Genomic DNA, 18,829 nt, shown 5'->3' on the forward strand with positions numbered 1-18,829 from the left:
TGATCCATGACCTCGAAGCCCGCGCCCGCGAACAGTGAGTCGTCCCGCCCCGAGCCCGTCGACCTGGCCGCCCGTGCCGCGACGCGGCACATCGTCGTGGTCGGCGGGGGCGTCGGCGGACTGATCGCGGCACGCGAATGCGTCAAGGTCGGCATGCACGTGACGCTGCTGGAGGCCTCGGATGCCGTCGGCGGTGCGATCCGGCGCGCGGAGCTCGACGGGGTCGTGGTCGATGCCGGCGCCGAGAGCTACGCGACGAGGGGCGGGCGGGTCCGCGCGCTGCTCGCCGAACTCGACCTCTCCGATCGCATCGTCGCCCCGGCGGCAGGAGGAGCCTGGCTGGCCGGCATCCCCGGAGTCGGCGCCGCTCCGCTTCCGGTCGGCGGGATCCTCGGCATCCCCGGCAACCCGTTCCAGGAAGACGTCCGCCGCGTCATCGGATGGTCGGGAGCGTGGCGGGCCTACCTCGACCGCATCCGCCCCCCTCTGACGATCGGCCACAACCAGAGCCTCGGCAGACTCGTCTCGTCGCGCATGGGGGCGAAGGTGCGCGATCGCCTCGTCGCCCCCGTCACGACCGGCGTCTACTCTGCGTCACCCGACGACGTCGACGTCGACATCGCCGCCCCCGGACTCAACGCGGCGCTCACGAGCGTCGGCTCGCTGTCGGGAGCCGTCCAGGCGCTCCGCGAGCAGGGTGCCGCGCGCGCCGCCCAGGCGCAGGTCGCGGCCCAGGCGCCCGGCGCCGCGGTGGAAGGGCTCGAGGGCGGGATGACGGTGCTCGTCGAGGCGCTCGTCGCCGACATCGAGAAGCTCGGCGGCGTCGTGCGCACCGGGGCCCGAGTGACGCGGATCGCGTCGTCGGGGGACGGCTGGGTCGTGCGCGCGGACGCCGCGGATGTCGGCCTGAAAGATGGCGACGCCACGGATGCCGACGCCACGGCGGGACTCGCCGAGGAGGCGACGGAGCAGCTCGACCTCGCGGCCGACGGGGTCGTGCTGGCCACGTCGGAGCACGCCGCGCGACGTCTTCTCGAGGCGGTCGCACCGGAGCTCTCCCTGACGACGGCGGCGGATGCCCCGGAGATCGAGATCGTGACGCTGCTGCTCGCCGCCCGGGCGCTCTCGGGCGCTCCACGCGGTACCGGTGTGCTGACCGTCCCGGGGAGCCACACCGCCAAGGCGCTCACCCATTCGAGCGCGAAGTGGGACTGGGTGCGCGAGGCCGCCGGCGACCGTCACCTGGTGCGCGTCTCCTTCGGCGCGCAGGGCGAGCCTGCTGCGACGGCCGGGCTCGATGACGCCGCCGCCGCCCGAGTCGCTCTGCGTGAGGCGTCGGCCCTGCTCGGGGTTCCGCTGGTGGAGAGCGATCTCGTCGACGCGCACCGAGCGCGCTACGTGCAGTCCCAACCCGCGTCGATCATCGGCTCCGGCGCTCGACGCGAGGCCGCACGCCGCACGATCCAGGCGGTGCCCGGCATCGCGGCGGTGGGGGCGTGGCTCGCCGGAACAGGTCTCGCGCAGGTTATCCCCGATGCGCAGGAGGAAGCGGATCGGCTGCGTCGATCGCTGCTCTGGGACTGACGGCGACTCCCTGGGCGGACCGACGAGCCGCGGATGCGGGAGCACGGGTGACCCGCAGGATGAAGCGGAAAGTCGGCCCGCTGTCAACCCTCTGCCCCGGTAGATGCCGAATTCGGCATACGGGGCTACGCTGGACTCCTGCCAGGCGGCACCGGGCCGTCAGTTCGCCCCAGGGCGTTCTACCGGAACAACGTGAGGAGACCCCATGAAGGGGAAGATCGGACTCGTCGTAGGGCTCGGAGCGGGATACGTCCTCGGAACGCGCGCGGGCCGCGAGCGCTACGAGCAGATCAAGACGCAGTGGCTCAAGGTCTGGAACCTCGACCCGGTGCAGGAGCAGGTCGACAAGGTCAAGGGCTACGTCGGCGACAAGGCCGCCGCGGTGCCCGGCGCGATCTGGAACGGCGTGCAGAAGGTCGTGAAGTCGGTCGGCGGGAACGACAAGACCGCCGGACAACGACTGGACTCCGCCGTCGCCGCGGGCAAGAAGGCTGCGGACGACATCGTCGATGCGACCGAAGACGCCGTCGACGAGGCGAAGGACACCGCGAAGAAGCCCGCCGCGAAGAAGCCGGCCTCATCGCGGTCCACCGCCGCGAAGTCCGGGAGCTGACATGCCCCGCGGATACCGCGATCGTGCAGAGGACAGCCTGCTGTCGCTGATCGGCGACCTCCCGGAGCTCATCACGAGCCTCGTCAAGGCCGAGATCAACGCGGCCAAGGCCTGGGTCTCGCGCGTCGCGAAGGATGCAGGCATCGGATCCGTCTGGTTCCTCGTCGCGCTGTTCTTCCTGTTCTGGGCCGTGCCGGTGATCCTGGTCTTCGCGATCGCCGGGTTGTCGTCGTGGTGGCCGGTCTGGCTGTCGGCGCTCGCCGTGCTCGGCATCCTGATCCTCGCCGTGCTGCTGTTCGCACTGCTCGGCATCCTGAAGTTCCGCAAGGTGCTCGCTCGGAAGAACCCCGTCCAGGCGGTGGGCGAGGACGTCCGACTCGTGAAGGAGGCCGGCCGTGACGAACTCTGACATCACGAGATCGCTGCCGAAGACCGCGGTCCCCGCAGGGATCGTCGACCCCGTCGAATCGGCGCGCGCCGAGCTGAAGGCCGCTCTCGCGGCGATCGAGGTCAAGGGCAACTTCCCCCGCCGCATCGACAAGGCGTCGAAGCGCGCCGTCGCCAAGGCGCGGGTGCTCGCCGACCGCAACCCGGGTGCCGCCATCGCCGGTGCAGTCGGTGTCGCCGTGGTCGTCGGCGGGGCCGTCTGGGCGATCGCTCGGGCACTCGCCCGCTGACCGAACGCCCGTCGACCAGACGCCCGACCGACGGCACATCAGCGCAATCCGACTCGCGTTCGCGAGCTCTCCACGAAGGGGGCAGACTGGAGCCATGTCCGATGAACGCGAAGAGAACCCGTCCGGCTTCACCCTCTGGGCGGTCTGGCGACGGAACCCCGATGTTCCGGTCACCGAATCCGATTCCACCGAACTCGAGACGATCGTCTCGTACGTCGAGGATTCCGGCGTCACGGTCCGCGGCTTCTACGACGTCTCCGGCCTGAAGGCCGACGCGGACCTGCTGGTCTGGCTGCACGGCGACACGGCGGAGGGCCTGCAGAAGGCGCTGCGTCGCCTGCGTCGCACGGAGCTGCTGCGCACCCTCCTCCCCGTCTGGAACGTGATGGGCGTGCACCGTGACGCGGAGTTCAACCGCGCGCACGTTCCCGGATTCCTCCGCGGGGTGGAGCCCAAGGACTGGCTGTGCCTGTACCCGTTCGTCCGCACGCCCGAGTGGTATCTCGCACCGGAGGAAGAGCGTCGCAAGATGCTCGCCGACCACGGTCGCAAGGGTGCCGCGTTCACGGGCGTCATCGCGAACACGGTCGCGGCCTTCGCGCTCGGCGACTACGAGTGGATCCTTCCGCTCGAGGCCGACGAGGTCACCGAGCTGGTCGACCTCATGCGGGACCTGCGGTACACGGATGCGCGTCTGTACGTGAAGGAGGAGATCCCCTTCTACACGGGACGTCGTCTCCGGTTCGACGAGATCGCAGACGTGCTGCAGTAAGTCGACCATGAGCATTCTTCGCACCAGGACCGCCCCGATCCGACTGGGGACTCGACGCAGCGCGCTGGCGCAGGCCCAGTCCGGTCACGTGGCCGCGGCTCTCGAGAAGATCACCGGGCATCCGGTCGAGCTCGTGCCGATCACCAGCGAGGGTGACACCAATCGTGCATCGCTGTCGGAGATCGGTGGACAGGGTATCTTCGCCACCCGTCTGCGCGAGGCGCTGCTCGCGGGGGAGTGCGACTTCCTCGTGCACTCGCTGAAGGACCTGCCGACCGCGATCCCGGACGGTCTCGTGATCGCGGCGACGCCCCGTCGCGAGGACGCCCGCGACGTGGCGATCACCCGCGGAGGCACACCGCTGCACGCGCTGCGTGCGGGCAGCCGAGTGGGCACGGGTTCGCCGCGTCGCATGGCGCAGGTGCACCGCCGGGCCCCGCATGCCGAGGTGGTCGACATCCGCGGCAACGTCGACTCGCGTCTGCAGCGGGTCGCGTCGGGGGAGCTCGAGGCCGTGATCCTCGCCGCCGCGGGCCTCTCGCGTCTGGGCTCCGATTCGCCGCTGCGGCGTGAGGAGCTCGGCCTCGCCGAGTGGCCGACCGCGCCCGGGCAGGGCTCGCTCGCGGTGGAGACCCGCACCGATGCTCCGGCCGACCTTCTGGCCGCGCTCGCCGAGCTGGACGATCACGACACCCGTGTGGCCGTGACCGCGGAGCGCGCCGTGCTCGAGGGACTGGACGCCGGATGCCAGGCTCCGATGGCCGCTCATGCGGTCGTCGAGGGAGGGGATATCCGCGTGCGGGCGGTCGTCTACGCCTCCGACGGGGGCCGTCGGATCGGGCTCGACGTCACCGAACCCCTGAACGGGGAGTATATTCGTCGGAACGGCAGCGGCAACGGAGCGGATGCTGCCGATGGTGCACCCCCGATGCACGCGGCACGCGAGATCGGGTTGTCTGTCGCCCATCGGCTGCTCGATCAAGGGGCGGCCGACCTCGTCTCCCGAGAGCATCCTTCATCATGACCAATACGAAGCAGGACCGACCGTTGGACGGCTGGCGCATCCTCGTTCCCCGTGGGGGCCCGTGGGGCGACAGCGTCGCCGCGAGCCTGCGCGCGCAGGGTGCTGTGCCCGTCGTCGCGCCGCTGATCAACTTCGCGCCGACGACCGACCAGGCGGCGCTGGACGTCGCCCTCGAGCAGCTCGCCGCCGGATCGTACGACTGGCTGACGGTCACGAGTGCGACGACCGTCGACGTCATGTTCGCGCACCGGGCGGTGGTGCCGCGCAGCACGCGGATCGCCGCTGTCGGCGAGACCACCGCGGCGGCGCTGCAGGCGGTCGGGTACGAGGTCGCGCTGGTTCCCGAGCAGGACAACTCGGCCGAGGGGATGGCGGAGCAGCTGATCGCTCTCGAGACGCAGCCGCGCCGCATCCTCGCCCTGCGCAGCGAGATCGCGAAACCCGTACTCAGTGTGCTGCTGCAGGAGGCGGGCCACGATGTCGACAGCGTGGTGGCGTACCGCACGGTCGGCGTTCCGGTGACCGATCGCATCAAGCGTGACGTCGAGAACGGCCGCATCAACGCGATCCTGATCACGAGCGGATCGGTCGCGGCACAGGTGCGCGAGCAGTTCCCCGAGATCCCCGACGACACGCTGCTGGCGGCCATCGGACCGCGCACGGCGAAGGATGCCGACAAGGCCGGCCTCCCGATCACGGTCGTCGCCGACACGCAGACCGTCGATGCGCTGATCGATGCCGTGTCGAGCTTCACCCTCCCGCACGCGGCGGATGAGCTCGCACCGTGAGTTTCCCTGACGTCCGGCTGCGCCGGTTGCGCCAGTCGCCCGCTGTACGCGGTCTCGTGCGGGAGACCTCGCTCGAACCCCGGCAGCTGGTGCTGCCGCTCTTCGTCCGCGAGGGTCTGACCGCGGCGGCACCGATCGGATCGATGCCGGGAGTGGCGCAGCACTCGCTCGACTCCCTGCGGGTCGCGGCGACCGAGGCCGCCGAGGCGGGTGTCGGCGGCGTGATGCTCTTCGGCGTCCCGGCGGTGCGCGATGCACGGGGCTCCGGCGCGGACGACCCCCAGGGCATTCTGAATGTGGCGACCGAGGTGCTGGCCGCCGAGGTCGGCGACGCCCTCGTCGTGCAGACCGATCTCTGCCTCGACGAGTTCACCGACCACGGGCACTGCGGTGTCCTCGCGGCCGACGGCTCGGTCGACAACGACGCCACGCTCGAGCGCTACGCCTCGATGGCGCTCTCCCAGGCGCGCGCCGGATCCCAGCTGCTGGGGCTCTCGGGAATGATGGACGGCCAGGTCGCTGTCATCCGCGAGGCGCTCGATTCCGAAGGATTCACCGACACTCTGCTGCTCGCGTACGCCGCGAAGTACGCGAGCGCCTTCTACGGACCGTTCCGCGAGGCTGTGGACTCCCAGCTCACCGGGGATCGCCGCACCTACCAGCTCGACCCGGGCAACCGCCGCGAAGGCGTGCGGGAAGCCGTGGTCGACGAGCAGGAGGGTGCGGACATCGTCATGGTGAAGCCGGCGATGGCCTTCCTCGACGTGCTGCGCGAGGTGCGTGACACCGTCCACATTCCGGTATGGGCGTACCAGGTGTCCGGCGAGTACGCGATGATCGAGGCGGCATCCGCGAACGGCTGGATCGACCGCCGTGCGTCGATCCTGGAGTCGCTGCTCTCGATCCGTCGGGCCGGCGCCGATGTCGTGCTGACCTACTGGGCCACCGACGCCGCCCGTTGGCTGCGAGCCTGACCTACTGGGCCACCGACGCCGCCCGCTGGCTGCGCGGCTGTCCTGCTGGGCCACCGGGACCGCCCGTTGGCTGCGCGGCTGTCCTGCTGGGCGACCGAGGCCGCCCGCTGGCTGCGCGGCTGTCCTGAGTCGGCCTGGCCGTGCCCGGGTACTTCACCAAGCCCAGGTCTCCGGGTCTGAGTCCTGTCTTCGGGTCTGAGTCCTGTCTTCGGGTCTGGGTCCTGTGCCCAGGTCTTCGGGCTAGCCTGGAGGAGATGCCGGGAGACCTCCGCGCATCGCTGAGGAGTGTGCTGTGACCGACCGCAATGACGACCTGTTCTCCGCTGCCCGTGCGGTGATCCCCGGTGGCGTGAACTCGCCGGTGCGCGCGTACGGTTCGGTCGGTGGAACGCCGCGCTTCCTCGCGTCGGCGTCGGGTGCGACGGTCACCGATGCCGCGGGCACCGACTACGTCGACCTGGTCGCGTCGTGGGGTCCTGCATTGCTCGGGCACGCGCAGCCCGAGGTCGTCGCCGCGGTGCAGGAGGCGGCGACCCGCGGTCTGTCCTTCGGCGCTCCGACCGAGGGCGAGGTCGAACTCGCGTCCGTGATCGCCGAGCGCGTGCGTGTCGGCGAGGCCCGGCCCGTCGAGCGCGTGCGTCTGGTGTCGACCGGCACGGAGGCCACGATGACGGCGATCCGTCTCGCTCGTGGTGCGACGGGACGCGACCTGCTGGTGAAGTTCGCCGGCCACTATCACGGACATTCCGACGGCCTGCTCGCCGCGGCAGGTTCGGGTGTCGCCACGCTCGCCCTGCCCGGTTCGGCGGGTGTCCCCGCACCGATCGCGGCACAGACGCTCGTGATCGACTACAACGACCCTGGGGCGCTGGAGGAGGTGTTCGCCGAGCATGGCGATCGCATCGCCGCGGTGATCGTCGAGGCGGCTGCGGCCAACATGGGCGTCGTGCCCCCCGCGCCCGGCTTCAACCGGCTGCTGGCCGACACCGCCCACGCGCACGGCGCGCTGCTGATCCTCGACGAGGTGCTCACCGGCTTCCGCGTGCATCCGGCGGGATTCTGGGGCCTGCAGGCGGAGGCGGGAGAGCAGTATCTGCCCGACATCATCACCTTCGGCAAGGTCGTCGGCGGGGGGATGCCTCTTGCTGCTCTCGGTGGACGCGCAGAGGTCATGGACATGCTGGCGCCGCTCGGCCCGGTGTACCAGGCGGGCACGCTCTCGGGTAACCCGCTCTCGGTCGCCGCGGGTCTCGCCACGCTGAGGCTCGCGACCCCGGAGGTCTACGCCACGGTCGATGCCGCGGCCGCCCGGGTCTCGGCGGCGCTCGATGCCGCGCTCACGGATGCCGGCGTGACCCACGCCGTCGCGCACGCCGGCAGCCTGTTCAGCGGGTCGTTCCGCGCGTCGTCGCCCCGCACGTACGCCGACGCACTGGCGCAGGAGTCGTTCCGCTACGCGCCGTTCTTCCACGCGATGCGTGAGCAGGGCGTCGCCCTGCCGCCGAGCGTGTTCGAAGCATGGTTCCTCACCGCCGCGCACGGCGAAGAGGAGCTGCAGAGGATCGAGGCGGCGCTGCCGATCGCCGCTCGTGCCGCGGCCGCCGCCACGGACCCGGCAGCGACTGCCCCCGCCGCGACGGCGTGAGCACGCGGCTGTCTTCGCTCTGACCGTCGCGCGAAAGTCTCGGGTCGTCGCGCATCCGTCTCGGGTCGTCGCGCATCCGTCGCGGGTCGTCACGCGAACGTGTTCGGCGTCTCGGTCTCGGGTTGTCACGCGACCGTGCCACGTCGTCATGCGAACGTCTCGGGTCGTCACGCGACCGTCCCTGGTCGTCATGCAAACCTCCCGGGTCGTCATACGAACATGACCCGGCGCGGCGGACTATCACGGTAGGTGCGTCCGAGCGGACTCCGCCAGTCGATGGTTCCGTCAGGGAGCTGGCGGGCGGTCCATCGATGGTCGTCGCCGACGTCGGGATGCTTGAGCGCATGGTGGGTCGCGCACAGGTGACCCAGGTTGTGGATCTCGGTCTTGCCGCCTTTCGCATGATCGAACGTGTGGTCGAGCTGGCATCGATGCACCGGCATCCTGCATCCCGGGAATCGGCAGTGCTGATCTCTGGCCCGCAGGAATCGTCGCATCGATTCGGTCGGGGTGTAGGCATCCGTCTCCACGACGAGCCCTGACGGATCGAGGAACAGACGCGACCACCCGCCGTTGCGTCCCGCGAGGTCGCGGGCGACGCCGGGGTGCAGTGGTCCGTGTCCGTCGAGGTGGGCAGGACGGTCATCGATCCCGGCGAGCGTCGTCGCCGCGACGGTCACCTGGATCCGAGCCTGGATGTTGTCGAGACCCGAGCCGTTCGCCGCGCTCGGGTCGGAGGTCAGGAGCAGGTCGATGAGGAGGTCGGTGCGCACCTGATCGATGGAGCGTGAGTCCGTCATCTCGACCTGGATCCCGTCGCCGTTCCGCCCCGCGATCACCACCCGCGCCAGCCGGGTGAGACGGTCGTGGATCGCCGTGGCGAGGTGTTCGGGGAGGACGACGCTCAGGACGGAGAGGCCGTCGTCGGCGGACCGCAGCGTGACGGTGCGCTCCGATGTCGCTCGTGCGTGACGCTCCACCGTCGTCGAGCCGGCGAGGGCGGCGGCGAGCTCGCGCATGTGCGCGCGGGTGCGGGCCGGCGTCTCGTGCTCTGCGACGATGACCGCCGCGCTGTCGTAGAACGGCAGCGCATCGGAGTCGGCCCGTCCGTTGTTCACGGCCTCTCGGACCACTCCCGCCGCCCGCACGATCTCGCGGACGTGTGCGGACGAGATCGCTCCGGCTCGGAACGCCTCCTGCACGCGGGGGTGGCGGCCGTCGGCGAGGAATCCCGCGTCTGTGAGCGCGTATTCGACGCTGCCCTGGCTCATCTGCCCGGCGGCCGCGTACTCCGCGACCATGGATCGATGGATCGCGTCGCGGTGGTACGGGTGCTCGTCGGACTCGGCCGTGCAGAGCCGCATCCGCTCGGCGAGGATGTCAGACGCCTCTGCCTCCAGTCGGGCGATCTGACGTCGCTTCTCGACCCAGGAATCGAGCAGCGCACCGCGCTGTTCGAGGCTGAGGTCTGTGGTCGAGGTCATACTCCGATTCTAGTACGTTTGTTCGAATGTCGAGCAGAACATCGGAATGGGAGAAAGACGTGGACACGTGGGAACCGACAAGGGATCGTTGCCTTCCTGTGAGCAAGACACAGACATCTGGGCGGGTGCCGCTGGCAGACTGGACGCATGGTGACGTTGCTGCTTGATCAGACGCGACTCGAGGTCGTGCTCTCGCCGATCGAGCGGGCTGCGAGCTTTCACCGCGACAATCTCCGCATCGAGCGAGAGACCATCGCGAAGGTGCAGCTGATCGACGACGCGTGGACGTGGCTTCGGGGAGTTCCCAATCCGGGGACGCACATTCCGGGCATCCTCGCCGCCGGAACGTGGAAGGCCGCCGGCAGTACCGACTTCGTGCTGATCCGCAGGCGGCGACCGAGCGTCGTCGTCGACCTCCTCGGCGACGACCAGTACCGGCGACTGATCCTCACCACGAGCCACGGTCTCGCACTGACGCAGGCGCTCAGGCTCGACGTGACGGATGAGCCCGCGGATGTCGAGGAGATCGTCGCCACCTCCCCGGTCCCCGTGTCGAAGGGAAGCCGGCGTCCGGTGATCCGCCCGCGTCCGGCGTGAGGCCGGGGAGCGCCGAGACTCCCTCATGAACGAGGAACGCCCTCCACCGCCGTGCGGCGTGGAGGGCGTTCACGTCAGGTCTCAGTAACGATGAGGCTCGGAGTCGTTCTGCTCCGAGTCGTCGGCAGCACCCTCGTCGGCAGCACCCTCGGGCGCAGCACCCTCGGGAGCAGTCTCGTCGATGCTCTCGACGACGCTGTTCTCACTCGACGCGTTCTCGAGCGGGTACTCCCTCGGCTCGTCCTCGTAATACGCCCGAGCCGCCTGGGCGAGCATGGAGCTGACGGCTGCGGACCGCGGGTCGTCGTCCTCCGCCTCGTCGTCTGCAGTACTCGCCGGCGTCGTGCCGAACAGGATCTCGTCGAAAGACGGTGCGGTGGCGGACTCGGCAGGTGCCTCGAATCCGGTTGACGCCGCATCCTCGGCGGACTCGGCAGGTGCGTCGGTCTCGGCTGACACCGGTTCCTCCTCCGCGGCTGCCGACTCCTCGGCAGGCGCCTCGGACTCGACAGGCTCCGACTCCTCGGCAGACGCTTCGCCCGGGACGTCGTTCTGGTCGTCCGCAGCCTCGACAGCAGGTTCAGTCTCAGCCTCGACGACCGCCTCAGCCGCGACGAGAGCCTCAGGCGTCTCGACGACGGCAGGCGCCTCGATCGCCGCAGGTGCTGCGTCGGCGCGCGGCTCGAACCGGCCGCCGCGCACGAGATCGATGAAGACGTCTTCGAGGGTGGGGCCGCGCTGCACGAGCGTGCTGAGCGCGATCCCGGCCGATGCCGCGATCGCACCGACCGTTCCGGCGTCGCTGCCGCGCACCGTGAGTCCGGAGCGGAGCACCTCGACCTCGAGCCCGGCGGCCGAGAGCGCGGTGGTGAGCGCGGCGCGATCGGCGGCGTCGACGACCACGGATCCGGACGACGGATCGGCGAGCGTCTCGATGCCGCTCGAGAGCATCAGCTGGCCCTTCGAGAGCACAAGCACGTTGTCGGCGACCTGCTCGACCTCGCTCAGGACGTGCGAGGAGACGAGCACCGTGCGACCTTCGTCGGCGAGCCGGCGCATCAGGAGACGGATCCAGCGGATGCCCTCGGGGTCGAGGCCGTTCGCCGGCTCGTCGAAGACGAGAGCGCCCGGGTCGCCGAGCAGGGCGTGCGCGACGCTCAGGCGCTGGCGCATGCCGAGTGAGAAGCTGCCGATGCGGCCCTCAGCCTCGTGCTCGAGACCGACCAGCGCGAGCACCTCGTCGACGCGGGAGAGCGGGATGCCGTTCGCCTTGGCCGCGATGGTGAGCTGGCGTTCGGCCGAGCGGCGGGGACGGTAGGCCGTCTCCTCGAGGACCGATCCGATGGTGCGCAGTGGATGACGCAGGTCGGGGAACGCGACACCGCCGATCGTCGCGGTTCCGCTGGTGGCGCGCACCTGACCGAGGAGGATGCGCAGCGTCGTCGTCTTTCCGGCTCCGTTCGGGCCGAGGAAAGCGGTCACGACGCCGGGCTCGACTCGCGCGGAGAAGTCGGACACCGCCGTCACGTCATTGAAGCGCTTGGTCACGTGCGTGAACTCCAGCACCTGTCCGTCGGGCATCTGCGACCTCTCGTTGCAGTGGGCAGTTCCGTCTATCCTGCCGGAAAAGCCGCCGGATCGCGTATTTACCCCACGAACGGCCGCCGTGGCAAGGCCGAATGTACGGGGTAGCCTGGCACCCGTGACCGATTCCCTCGACGTCCCCCGGGTCCTCGTCCGCACCGACGGCGCCCTCGGCAGGCTCACCCTGAACAGGCCCGAAGCCATCAACGCGCTCGATTTCGGGATGGTCCGGCTGCTGGCCGAGGCCCTCGAGGCGTGGCGGGACGACACCGACGTGCAGATCGTCGTCATCGACGGGGCGGGCGAGCGGGGGATGTGCGCCGGCGGCGACGTGCGGGGCCTGCATGCGCAGATCGTGGCGGGTCATGCGGACGAGGCGGCGGAGTTCTTCCGCGCGGAGTACGCGCTCAACGCGATGATCGCCGAGTACCCGAAGCCGATCGTGTCGATCGCCGACGGCATCACGATGGGCGGCGGGGTCGGGCTCTCCGGGCACGCCTCGATCCGCATCGTCACCGAGCGCTCGAAGATCGCTATGCCGGAGACTCGCATCGGGTTCACCCCGGATGTCGGCGGGACGTGGCTGCTCGGGAGGGCGCCCGGACGATTCGGGGAGTACTTCGGTCTCACCGGCGGCACCATGGACGGCGCCGATGCGGTGCTGCTCGGGTTCGCCGACCATTTCGTGCCCTCCGACCGGCTCGACGCCCTGCGCGAGGCGCTCGCCTACCGTGCGGACCCGACCGGGCCCGCCGAGATCGTGCTGCTCTTCGACGAGACCCCCGAGCCGTCCGCTCTTCCCGAGTCCCGCGGATGGATCGACGAGGCGTTCTCCGCCGACACGGTCGCGGGCATCCTCGAGCGCCTGCACGCGCACGATGCTCCCGAGGCCGCCGCGGCTGCCGAGGTGCTCGAATCCCTGGCGCCGACCGGGCTGGCGGTGACCCTCGACGCCGTCCGCGAGGCGCGCGAGCTCCCGGGGCTGCGCGCAGCGCTCGAGGGCGAATACCGGCGTGTGATGTGGTTCGTCACGCGGCACCCCGACCTCGTCGAGGGGATCCGCGCGCAGCTGATCGACAAGGATCGGAACCCGCGGTGGGATCCGGCATCCGTCGCCGACCTGCCCGCGGATGCCGGTGCCGGTGCCCGCGAGTTCGTGCCGGAGCCGCGGCTGTTCTGACGACGGCGGGGCCGCCGAGCGGGTGGCGTCGGTTCGCTGTGAGCGAAGGTCCACCGGCAGGGGGATACGAATGTCGGCGGTTCGTGGCACTCTAGCTTGTGCGCGATCGTCGGCCCGCGTCCGCCCGCCGAGAGATCAGCGACGCCATCCTTCCTAGAAAGTCCGCCTGTGCTGGGAAAAATCCTCGTCCGATATCTGTCCCGCTATAAGTGGTTGCTCGTGGCCGTGCTGGTCTTCCAGTTCGCCAGCGCGATCGCGACTCTCTACCTGCCCCGTCTGAACGAAGACATCATCAACAAGGGCGTCGCGCAGTCCGACACCGACTACATCTGGCGCACCGGGCTGTTCATGCTCGCCGTGTCGCTCGGGCAGATCACCGCGTCGGTCATCGCCACGTACTTCGCCGCGCGCGCGTCGATGAGCGCCGGTCGCGACATCCGCGCCGACGTCTTCGGAAAGGTGAGCGGATTCTCCGAGCGCGAGGTGTCGCAGTTCGGTGCGGGCTCGCTCATCACCCGCAACACCAACGACGTGCAGCAGGTGCAGATGCTCGCGATGATGGGTGCGACGATGCTCGTCACCGCGCCCCTCCTCGCGATCGGCGGCATCATCTTCGCGGTGCAGACGAACATCGGCCTCAGCTGGCTGATCGCGGTCTCCGTTCCGCTGCTGCTGATCGTGGCGGGTCTCGTCGTCAGCCGGATGGTGCCCCTCTTCCGCAGCTACCAGGGCCGGCTCGACACCGTGAACCGCGTCATGCGCGAGCAGCTGACCGGAGTCCGCGTGGTGCGCGCCTTCGTGCGCGAACGCATCGAAGAGGAGCGCTTCCGCGGCGCGAACACGGACATCATGGTCGTCGGTCGCAAGGTCGGCTCCCTCTTCGTCCTCCTGTTCCCGCTGTTCATGCTCATCCTCAACGTCACCGTGGTCGCCGTCGTCTGGTTCGGAGGGATCGAGGTCAACAGCGGCACCGTGCAGGTGGGAACGATCTTCGCCTTCATGCAGTACATCGGTCAGATCATGGGCGGCGTGATCATGGCCAGCTTCATGGCGATCATGATCCCCCGTGCGGCCGTCTCGGCCGAGCGCATCGGAGAGGTCCTCGACACGGAGTCCAGCATGGAGCGTCCGACGAACGGCGTCACCGACTTCCCGACGCCCGGATCCGTCGCCTTCGACGGCGTCGAGTTCACGTACCCGGGTGCCGATTCGCCCGTGCTCACGGGCATCAGCTTCGGCGCAGAACCCGGAGAGACCGTGGCGATCGTCGGATCGACGGGTGCGGGCAAGACCACGCTGGTGTCGTTGATCCCCCGCCTGTTCGACGCCTCGGGCGGCGCTGTCTCCGTCGGGGGCGTCGACGTGCGCGAGGCCGATGTGGAATCGCTGTGGGCGACGATCGGCCTCGTGCCGCAGCGCCCGTTCCTCTTCACCGGAACCGTGGCATCGAACCTCCGTTACGGACGCGAGGAGGCCACCGATGAGGAGCTCTGGCATGCGCTCGAGATCGCGCAGGGTCGCGACTTCGTCGAGGAGATGCCGCAGGGGCTCGAGTCGCGCATCACGCAGGGCGGTACGAACGTGTCGGGGGGTCAGCGGCAGCGTCTCGCGATCGCCCGTGCGATCGTCCGGCAGCCGCAGATCCTCGTCTTCGACGACTCGTTCTCCGCTCTCGACCTCACCACGGACGCCCGCCTGAGGCAGGCGCTGTGGCGCGAACTGCCCCATGTCACGAAGATCGTGGTCGCTCAGCGAGTGTCCTCCATCACGGATGCGGACCGCATCGTCGTGCTCGAGGGAGGCACCATGGTCGGCGTCGGCACGCACGAGGAACTGCTCGAGACGAGCACGACCTATCGGGAGATCGTCGAGTCGCAGCTGGGGGTGGACGCATGAGCGAGCAGAACACGCCGAAGACCCGACGTGGTCGCGCCGCCGCCGAGACGGACGTCGCGCAGCCGGCCGAGCCGGAACTGACCGAGGAAGAGAAGTACGAGGCCGAGCTCGCCGAGAAGGCACGCCAGAACGGCGGCGGCTGGGACAGCGTCGCACCGGGCAAGGCCGACAACTTCGGCAAGAGCTTCAGCCGGATGATCGGTCTGCTCAAGCCGTCCGCCGTGTGGTTCATCCTGGTGTCGATCGCGGGTGCCGTCGGCGTCGTGCTGACGGTGGCCGCCCCCAAGGTGCTCGGCGAGGCGACCAACCTCATCTACAAGGGCTTCATCTCCGTGCAGCTCGCGCAGGCGAACGGAGACTTCCCGGGCTTCCCCGCCGGCACCGCGAAGGACGACGTGGTCGAGGCGCTCCGCCAGGGAGGGCAGGACGACTACGCGAACCAGATCTCGGCCCTCGGCGACTTCCGGGTCGGCGAGGGGGTGGACTTCGAGGCGCTGCGGTGGGTGATCATCGCCGTGCTCGCGATCTACATCGTCGCGGCCTTCCTCAGCTGGATCCAGGGCTACGTCATCAACGTCATCATGGTGCGCACCATGTGGCGCCTGCGCGAGTCGGTCGAAGCGAAGATCAACCGCCTGCCGCTGTCGTACTTCGACAAGGTGCAGCGCGGTGACCTGATCTCGCGCGTGACCAACGACATCGACAACATCACGCAGACCATGCAGCAGTCGCTGTCGGGCGCGATCACCGCCGTGCTGACGGTCGTGGGCGTGCTGGTGCTGATGTTCTCGATCTCCTGGCAGCTCGCTCTCGTCGCCCTCGTCGCGCTGCCTCTCATGGGCGTGATCTTCGGCGTCATCGGTCCGCGATCGCAGAAGGCCTTCGGAACGCAGTGGCGCAAGGTGGGGCGCCTGAACGCCCGCGTCGAGGAGGCGTTCTCGGGACACGCGCTCGTCAAGGTGTTCGGTCGCGAGAAAGACGCCCTCGACAAGTTCAAGGACGAGAACGAGGAGCTGTTCCAGGCGAGCTTCAAGGCGCAGTTCCTCTCCGGCATCATCATGCCGGCGATGACCTTCGTCGGCAGCCTCACCTACGTCGGCATCGCCGTGCTCGGCGGTCTCATGGTCGCGAGCGGCCAGCTGCGTCTCGGCGACGTGCAGGCGTTCATCCAGTACTCGCAGCAGTTCACGCAGCCGCTGTCGGAGCTGGGCGGCATGGCTGCGGTCGTGCAGTCCGGAACCGCATCGGCGGAGCGCGTGTTCGAGCTTCTCGACACCGACGAGCAGGAGGCCGACGAGCCCGATGCGCCGATGCTCGCCGACGGCGAGGGCGTCGTCGAGTTCGAGAACGTCGCGTTCTCGTACACGCCCGATCGTCCGCTGATCACCGACCTGTCGTTCCGCGTCGAGCCCGGCCAGACCGTGGCGATCGTCGGACCGACCGGAGCGGGAAAGACGACGCTGGTCAACCTGATCATGCGGTTCTACGAGCTCGACGGCGGGCGCATCCTCCTCGACGGCCAGGACATCTCCGAGATCACGCGGGACCAGCTGCGCTCGCGCACGGGCATGGTGCTGCAGGATCCGTGGCTGTTCGCGGGCTCCATCCGCGAGAACATCCGGTACGGGCGGTCCACTGCGACCGACGCGGATGTGCTCGAGGCCGCGAAGGCGACGTACGTCGACCGCTTCGTGCACGCCCTCCCCGAGGGATACGACACCGTGCTCGACGAAGACGCCTCCAACGTCTCCGCGGGAGAGCGCCAGCTCATCACGATCGCGCGAGCGTTCGTCGCCCAGCCGTCGATCCTCATCCTCGATGAGGCGACGTCGGCCGTCGACACCCGCACCGAGCTGCTGCTGCAGAACGCGATGGCCGCGCTGCGACAGGGGCGCACGTCGTTCGTGATCGCGCACCGGCTGTCGACGATCCGTGACGCCGATCTCATCCTCGTCATGGAGCACGGAGACATCGTCGAGAAGGGCACGCACGACGAGCTCATCACGGCACAGGGCGCCTACTGGCGGCTGTACCAGTCGCAGTTCGAGCAGGCCGCGACCGACATCGATGCCGAGGACGCGCTCACCGGGACGACTCCGGTGGTCGTGAGCGGCGATGCCGACGATGCGGCGAGTGCCGCGCAGATCGGTGCGTCGGTCGGGGCGCAGGTCCCCACCGCCGAGGCGGCCGCGGCCCAGGCGGTCGTGGAGCGCCCGGATGCCGGAGAGACCACGCACTGACCGCAGACGGCGAACGCCCCACCCGATCATCCGGGTGGGGCGTTCGCTTTCTCGTTCCGCCGCCGAAGCCGCTCGCTGCCGGGGTCAGCGCTGCTCGTCGGCGAGGCCGAAGAGTTCGAGAGGGTGCGTCAGGCGCCACCAGGGACTCGGTCCCTCGACGTCGTCGACGAGGGAGACCGAGGTGGTCACGGTGTTCAGCGGACCGACGCTCGTCGCGGTGCCGATCGCCTCACCCGACTCACGGTTCTCGCCGAGGGTGAATGTCGTGGTCGTCTGCGCGGACGTTCCGTTCCACAGCACGAGTTCGGCGTCGGCATCCGTCACGACATCCGTGGTCGTACCCCATCGGGTCGTGACGGCGCCCACGACCGTGCCCTTCGGGACGGCGGGTGCCTGGCCCGTCAGTGCGGTCTCGATCTGCGAGAACAGGGAGCGCGTCTCCGCCAGCCGCTGTGCATCATCGGTCTGGCCGAGCACGGCGGCATACAGGTGCACCGTCGTGTCGTCGACGGTGATGTCCTTCGCCGTCAGCAGATTCCAGCTGTCGTCGAGCGTGCCGGTCTTCACTCCGACCACTCCCGGGTCTGCGAGCATGCCGTTGGTGTTCACGACGGTTCCGGCTCCGGGCAGATCGACCGACGGGGTGCCCACGATGCCTGCGAACACCGGATTCTGCATCGCGAGTTCGGCGAGCGCCACCAGCGCTTCCGGGGTGGCCGTGTTGCGGGCGTCGAACCCCGAGGGCGTGACGATCGTGATGCCGTCGAGACCCCGATCGCCCAGCCATTGCGTGGCGGCGGAGGTGAACGCCGACTCCGACCCCCAGATCTCGCGGGAGAGACGATCGATGTAGTTGTTCGCGGATCCGAGCAGTGTGCCCTGCAGCATCTGCAGCTCGGTGAGGGTGCCGCCCACCGGCACGTCCAGAGCGGACTGGTCGGAGCGGCGGTAGTCCCAGTAGGCGAGGTTGTCGGCGCGGGTGAAGGCGAACTCGGGACCCTGCTCGCCGACCGCGAGCGGCATCCTGTCGAGCACCATCAGGCTCGAGACGACCTTCGTGACGCTGGCGATCGCGGCCTGGTCGACGGAGGACGACGCGGTGCCGATCCCGGCGATGCCGGCGGCAGCGCTTCCCTGCCCCGGCCACGTCAACGCCGCCGCGGAGGCGGCGACCGGAGCGATCTCCACGGCCCGCACGGTCGGCGCCACCTCGTGCAGCGGCCACAGCAGGGTGGTGCCGGTGTACGCGGCGACGAGTCCGACGAGGATGCCGGCGGGCACCAGCAACCCGGGACGGGCGATCGCCGGGCGCAGGCTCGCGTCGCTCAGCAGCCCGGTCTCAGAGGTCGGATGCGGCGCGGTGTCCAGGGAGCCCGAGGACGTGTGCTCGGCGACGTCGAGCGGGTCGACCCAGGTGAGGGGAGTGCCGCCGCTGCCGGCATCCGCCCACTGCGGCTCGGCATCGACGGCCGCGGCGTGGAGCGTCTCCGCATCGATGATCTCCGCATCGATGATCTCGGCATCGAGCGCCGCAGGGGCGGCGGTCGCAGCATCGGGTGTCTCGGCGTCGACGGTCTCAGCATCCCCGGTCCGAGCATCCCCGGTCTCGGCATCGGCGGTCGCGACAGCACCGGGGGCATCGGTGCCGGGTGCATCGGCGCCGAGGGCGTCGGACGGGGTGGCCTCGGCGGAGTCGGGAGCGGTCACCTCCTCACGGTACCGAACCCGCACGCAGATCAGCGGCGCGGCAACGGAAGCAGACGGGAGTGTC

At 69.7% G+C, this 18,829-nt stretch carries 16 protein-coding genes; 13 read left to right on the forward strand and 3 right to left on the reverse strand.

Features of this window, described 5'->3' with window-relative positions; translation table 11 throughout:
- Positions 1-6 precede the first annotated feature (6 nt).
- From hemG to ASD43_RS06685, 9 genes are all read left to right on the forward strand, one after another.
- The gene (gene hemG / locus ASD43_RS06645; protein WP_056415128.1) at positions 7-1,584 is read left to right on the forward strand and encodes a protoporphyrinogen oxidase; all 1,578 of its coding nucleotides are present in this window, start codon (positions 7-9) and stop codon (positions 1,582-1,584) included.
- A gap of 205 nt (positions 1,585-1,789) precedes the next feature.
- A complete protein-coding gene (locus tag ASD43_RS06650) occupies positions 1,790-2,197 on the forward strand; it encodes a hypothetical protein (RefSeq protein ID WP_056415131.1) in 408 nt (135 codons plus the stop codon).
- 1 nt (position 2,198) lies between these two features.
- A complete protein-coding gene (locus ASD43_RS06655) occupies positions 2,199-2,606 on the forward strand; it encodes a phage holin family protein (RefSeq protein ID WP_045253313.1) in 408 nt (135 codons plus the stop codon).
- Positions 2,593-2,874 carry a hypothetical protein gene (locus ASD43_RS06660; RefSeq protein ID WP_188042287.1) on the forward strand — a complete coding sequence of 94 codons (282 nt, stop codon included), beginning with the start codon at positions 2,593-2,595 and terminating at the stop codon, positions 2,872-2,874. Before ASD43_RS06655 ends, ASD43_RS06660 begins: the two co-directional genes overlap by 14 nt.
- A gap of 94 nt (positions 2,875-2,968) precedes the next feature.
- Positions 2,969-3,646 (forward strand): hydrogen peroxide-dependent heme synthase, encoded by a 678-nt coding sequence (gene hemQ / locus ASD43_RS06665; protein ID WP_045253314.1) that lies wholly within the window; start codon positions 2,969-2,971, stop codon positions 3,644-3,646.
- Between the two features lie 7 nt (positions 3,647-3,653).
- Positions 3,654-4,670: a hydroxymethylbilane synthase gene (gene hemC, locus ASD43_RS06670; protein ID WP_056415134.1), complete on the forward strand. Its 1,017-nt coding sequence runs from the start codon at positions 3,654-3,656 to the stop codon at positions 4,668-4,670.
- Positions 4,667-5,458 carry a uroporphyrinogen-III synthase gene (locus ASD43_RS06675; RefSeq protein ID WP_056415136.1) on the forward strand — a complete coding sequence of 264 codons (792 nt, stop codon included), beginning with the start codon at positions 4,667-4,669 and terminating at the stop codon, positions 5,456-5,458. Before hemC ends, ASD43_RS06675 begins: the two co-directional genes overlap by 4 nt.
- Entirely contained in the window at positions 5,455-6,432 is a 978-nt protein-coding gene (gene hemB / locus ASD43_RS06680) for a porphobilinogen synthase (protein ID WP_056415140.1), read from the forward strand. Before ASD43_RS06675 ends, hemB begins: the two co-directional genes overlap by 4 nt.
- 292 nt (positions 6,433-6,724) lie before the next feature.
- Positions 6,725-8,077, forward strand: coding sequence for a glutamate-1-semialdehyde 2,1-aminomutase (locus tag ASD43_RS06685; protein ID WP_056415143.1), 1,353 nt, complete (start codon positions 6,725-6,727; stop codon positions 8,075-8,077).
- Between the two features lie 209 nt (positions 8,078-8,286).
- Here the strand turns inward: ASD43_RS06685 and ASD43_RS06690 are convergent, their stop codons facing one another.
- Positions 8,287-9,561, reverse strand: coding sequence for an HNH endonuclease signature motif containing protein (locus tag ASD43_RS06690; RefSeq protein WP_056415148.1), 1,275 nt, complete (start codon positions 9,559-9,561; stop codon positions 8,287-8,289).
- A 147-nt stretch (positions 9,562-9,708) separates the two neighbouring features.
- On the opposite strand from ASD43_RS06690, the gene ASD43_RS06695 reads away from it, so the two are divergent.
- A complete protein-coding gene (locus tag ASD43_RS06695) occupies positions 9,709-10,158 on the forward strand; it encodes a hypothetical protein (RefSeq protein WP_056415150.1) in 450 nt (149 codons plus the stop codon).
- Positions 10,159-10,239: 81 nt separating this feature from the next.
- Here ASD43_RS06695 and ASD43_RS16975 read toward each other — a convergent pair whose 3' ends face one another.
- On the reverse strand, positions 10,240-11,739 hold the full coding sequence (locus ASD43_RS16975) for an ATP-binding cassette domain-containing protein (protein ID WP_082539297.1): 1,500 nt from the start codon (positions 11,737-11,739) through the stop codon (positions 10,240-10,242).
- A gap of 121 nt (positions 11,740-11,860) precedes the next feature.
- On the opposite strand from ASD43_RS16975, the gene ASD43_RS06705 reads away from it, so the two are divergent.
- From ASD43_RS06705 to ASD43_RS06715, 3 genes are all read left to right on the forward strand, one after another.
- The gene (locus ASD43_RS06705) at positions 11,861-12,922 is read left to right on the forward strand and encodes an enoyl-CoA hydratase/isomerase family protein (protein ID WP_056415153.1); all 1,062 of its coding nucleotides are present in this window, start codon (positions 11,861-11,863) and stop codon (positions 12,920-12,922) included.
- Between the two features lie 168 nt (positions 12,923-13,090).
- A complete protein-coding gene (locus ASD43_RS06710; protein WP_056415155.1) occupies positions 13,091-14,818 on the forward strand; it encodes an ABC transporter ATP-binding protein in 1,728 nt (575 codons plus the stop codon).
- The gene (locus tag ASD43_RS06715; RefSeq protein ID WP_056415158.1) at positions 14,815-17,058 is read left to right on the forward strand and encodes an ABC transporter ATP-binding protein; all 2,244 of its coding nucleotides are present in this window, start codon (positions 14,815-14,817) and stop codon (positions 17,056-17,058) included. The genes ASD43_RS06710 and ASD43_RS06715 overlap by 4 nt, the downstream gene beginning before the upstream one ends.
- An 84-nt stretch (positions 17,059-17,142) precedes the next feature.
- Here the strand turns inward: ASD43_RS06715 and ASD43_RS06720 are convergent, their stop codons facing one another.
- Complete coding sequence (locus ASD43_RS06720; protein WP_056415161.1) at positions 17,143-18,765, reverse strand: D-alanyl-D-alanine carboxypeptidase family protein; 1,623 nt, start codon at positions 18,763-18,765, stop codon at positions 17,143-17,145.
- Between the last annotated feature and the right edge of the window lie 64 nt (positions 18,766-18,829).

This window comes from Microbacterium sp. Root553, from assembly GCF_001426995.1.
Classification (GTDB): Bacteria; Actinomycetota; Actinomycetes; order Actinomycetales; family Microbacteriaceae; genus Microbacterium.

What these genes read in the sequence shown, in the direction of transcription:
- hemG (WP_056415128.1), top strand. Translation starts at nt 7, where the DNA reads ATGACCTCGAAGCCCGCGCCCGCGAACAGTGAGTCGTCCCGCCCCGAG.
- ASD43_RS06650 (WP_056415131.1), top strand. Translation starts at nt 1,790, where the DNA reads ATGAAGGGGAAGATCGGACTCGTCGTAGGGCTCGGAGCGGGATACGTC.
- ASD43_RS06655 (WP_045253313.1), top strand. Translation starts at nt 2,199, where the DNA reads ATGCCCCGCGGATACCGCGATCGTGCAGAGGACAGCCTGCTGTCGCTG.
- hemQ (WP_045253314.1), top strand. Translation starts at nt 2,969, where the DNA reads ATGTCCGATGAACGCGAAGAGAACCCGTCCGGCTTCACCCTCTGGGCG.
- hemC (WP_056415134.1), top strand. Translation starts at nt 3,654, where the DNA reads ATGAGCATTCTTCGCACCAGGACCGCCCCGATCCGACTGGGGACTCGA.
- ASD43_RS06675 (WP_056415136.1), top strand. Translation starts at nt 4,667, where the DNA reads ATGACCAATACGAAGCAGGACCGACCGTTGGACGGCTGGCGCATCCTC.
- ASD43_RS06690 (WP_056415148.1), bottom strand. Translation starts at nt 9,561, where the DNA reads ATGACCTCGACCACAGACCTCAGCCTCGAACAGCGCGGTGCGCTGCTC.
- ASD43_RS06695 (WP_056415150.1), top strand. Translation starts at nt 9,709, where the DNA reads ATGGTGACGTTGCTGCTTGATCAGACGCGACTCGAGGTCGTGCTCTCG.
- ASD43_RS16975 (WP_082539297.1), bottom strand. Translation starts at nt 11,739, where the DNA reads ATGCCCGACGGACAGGTGCTGGAGTTCACGCACGTGACCAAGCGCTTC.
- ASD43_RS06715 (WP_056415158.1), top strand. Translation starts at nt 14,815, where the DNA reads ATGAGCGAGCAGAACACGCCGAAGACCCGACGTGGTCGCGCCGCCGCC.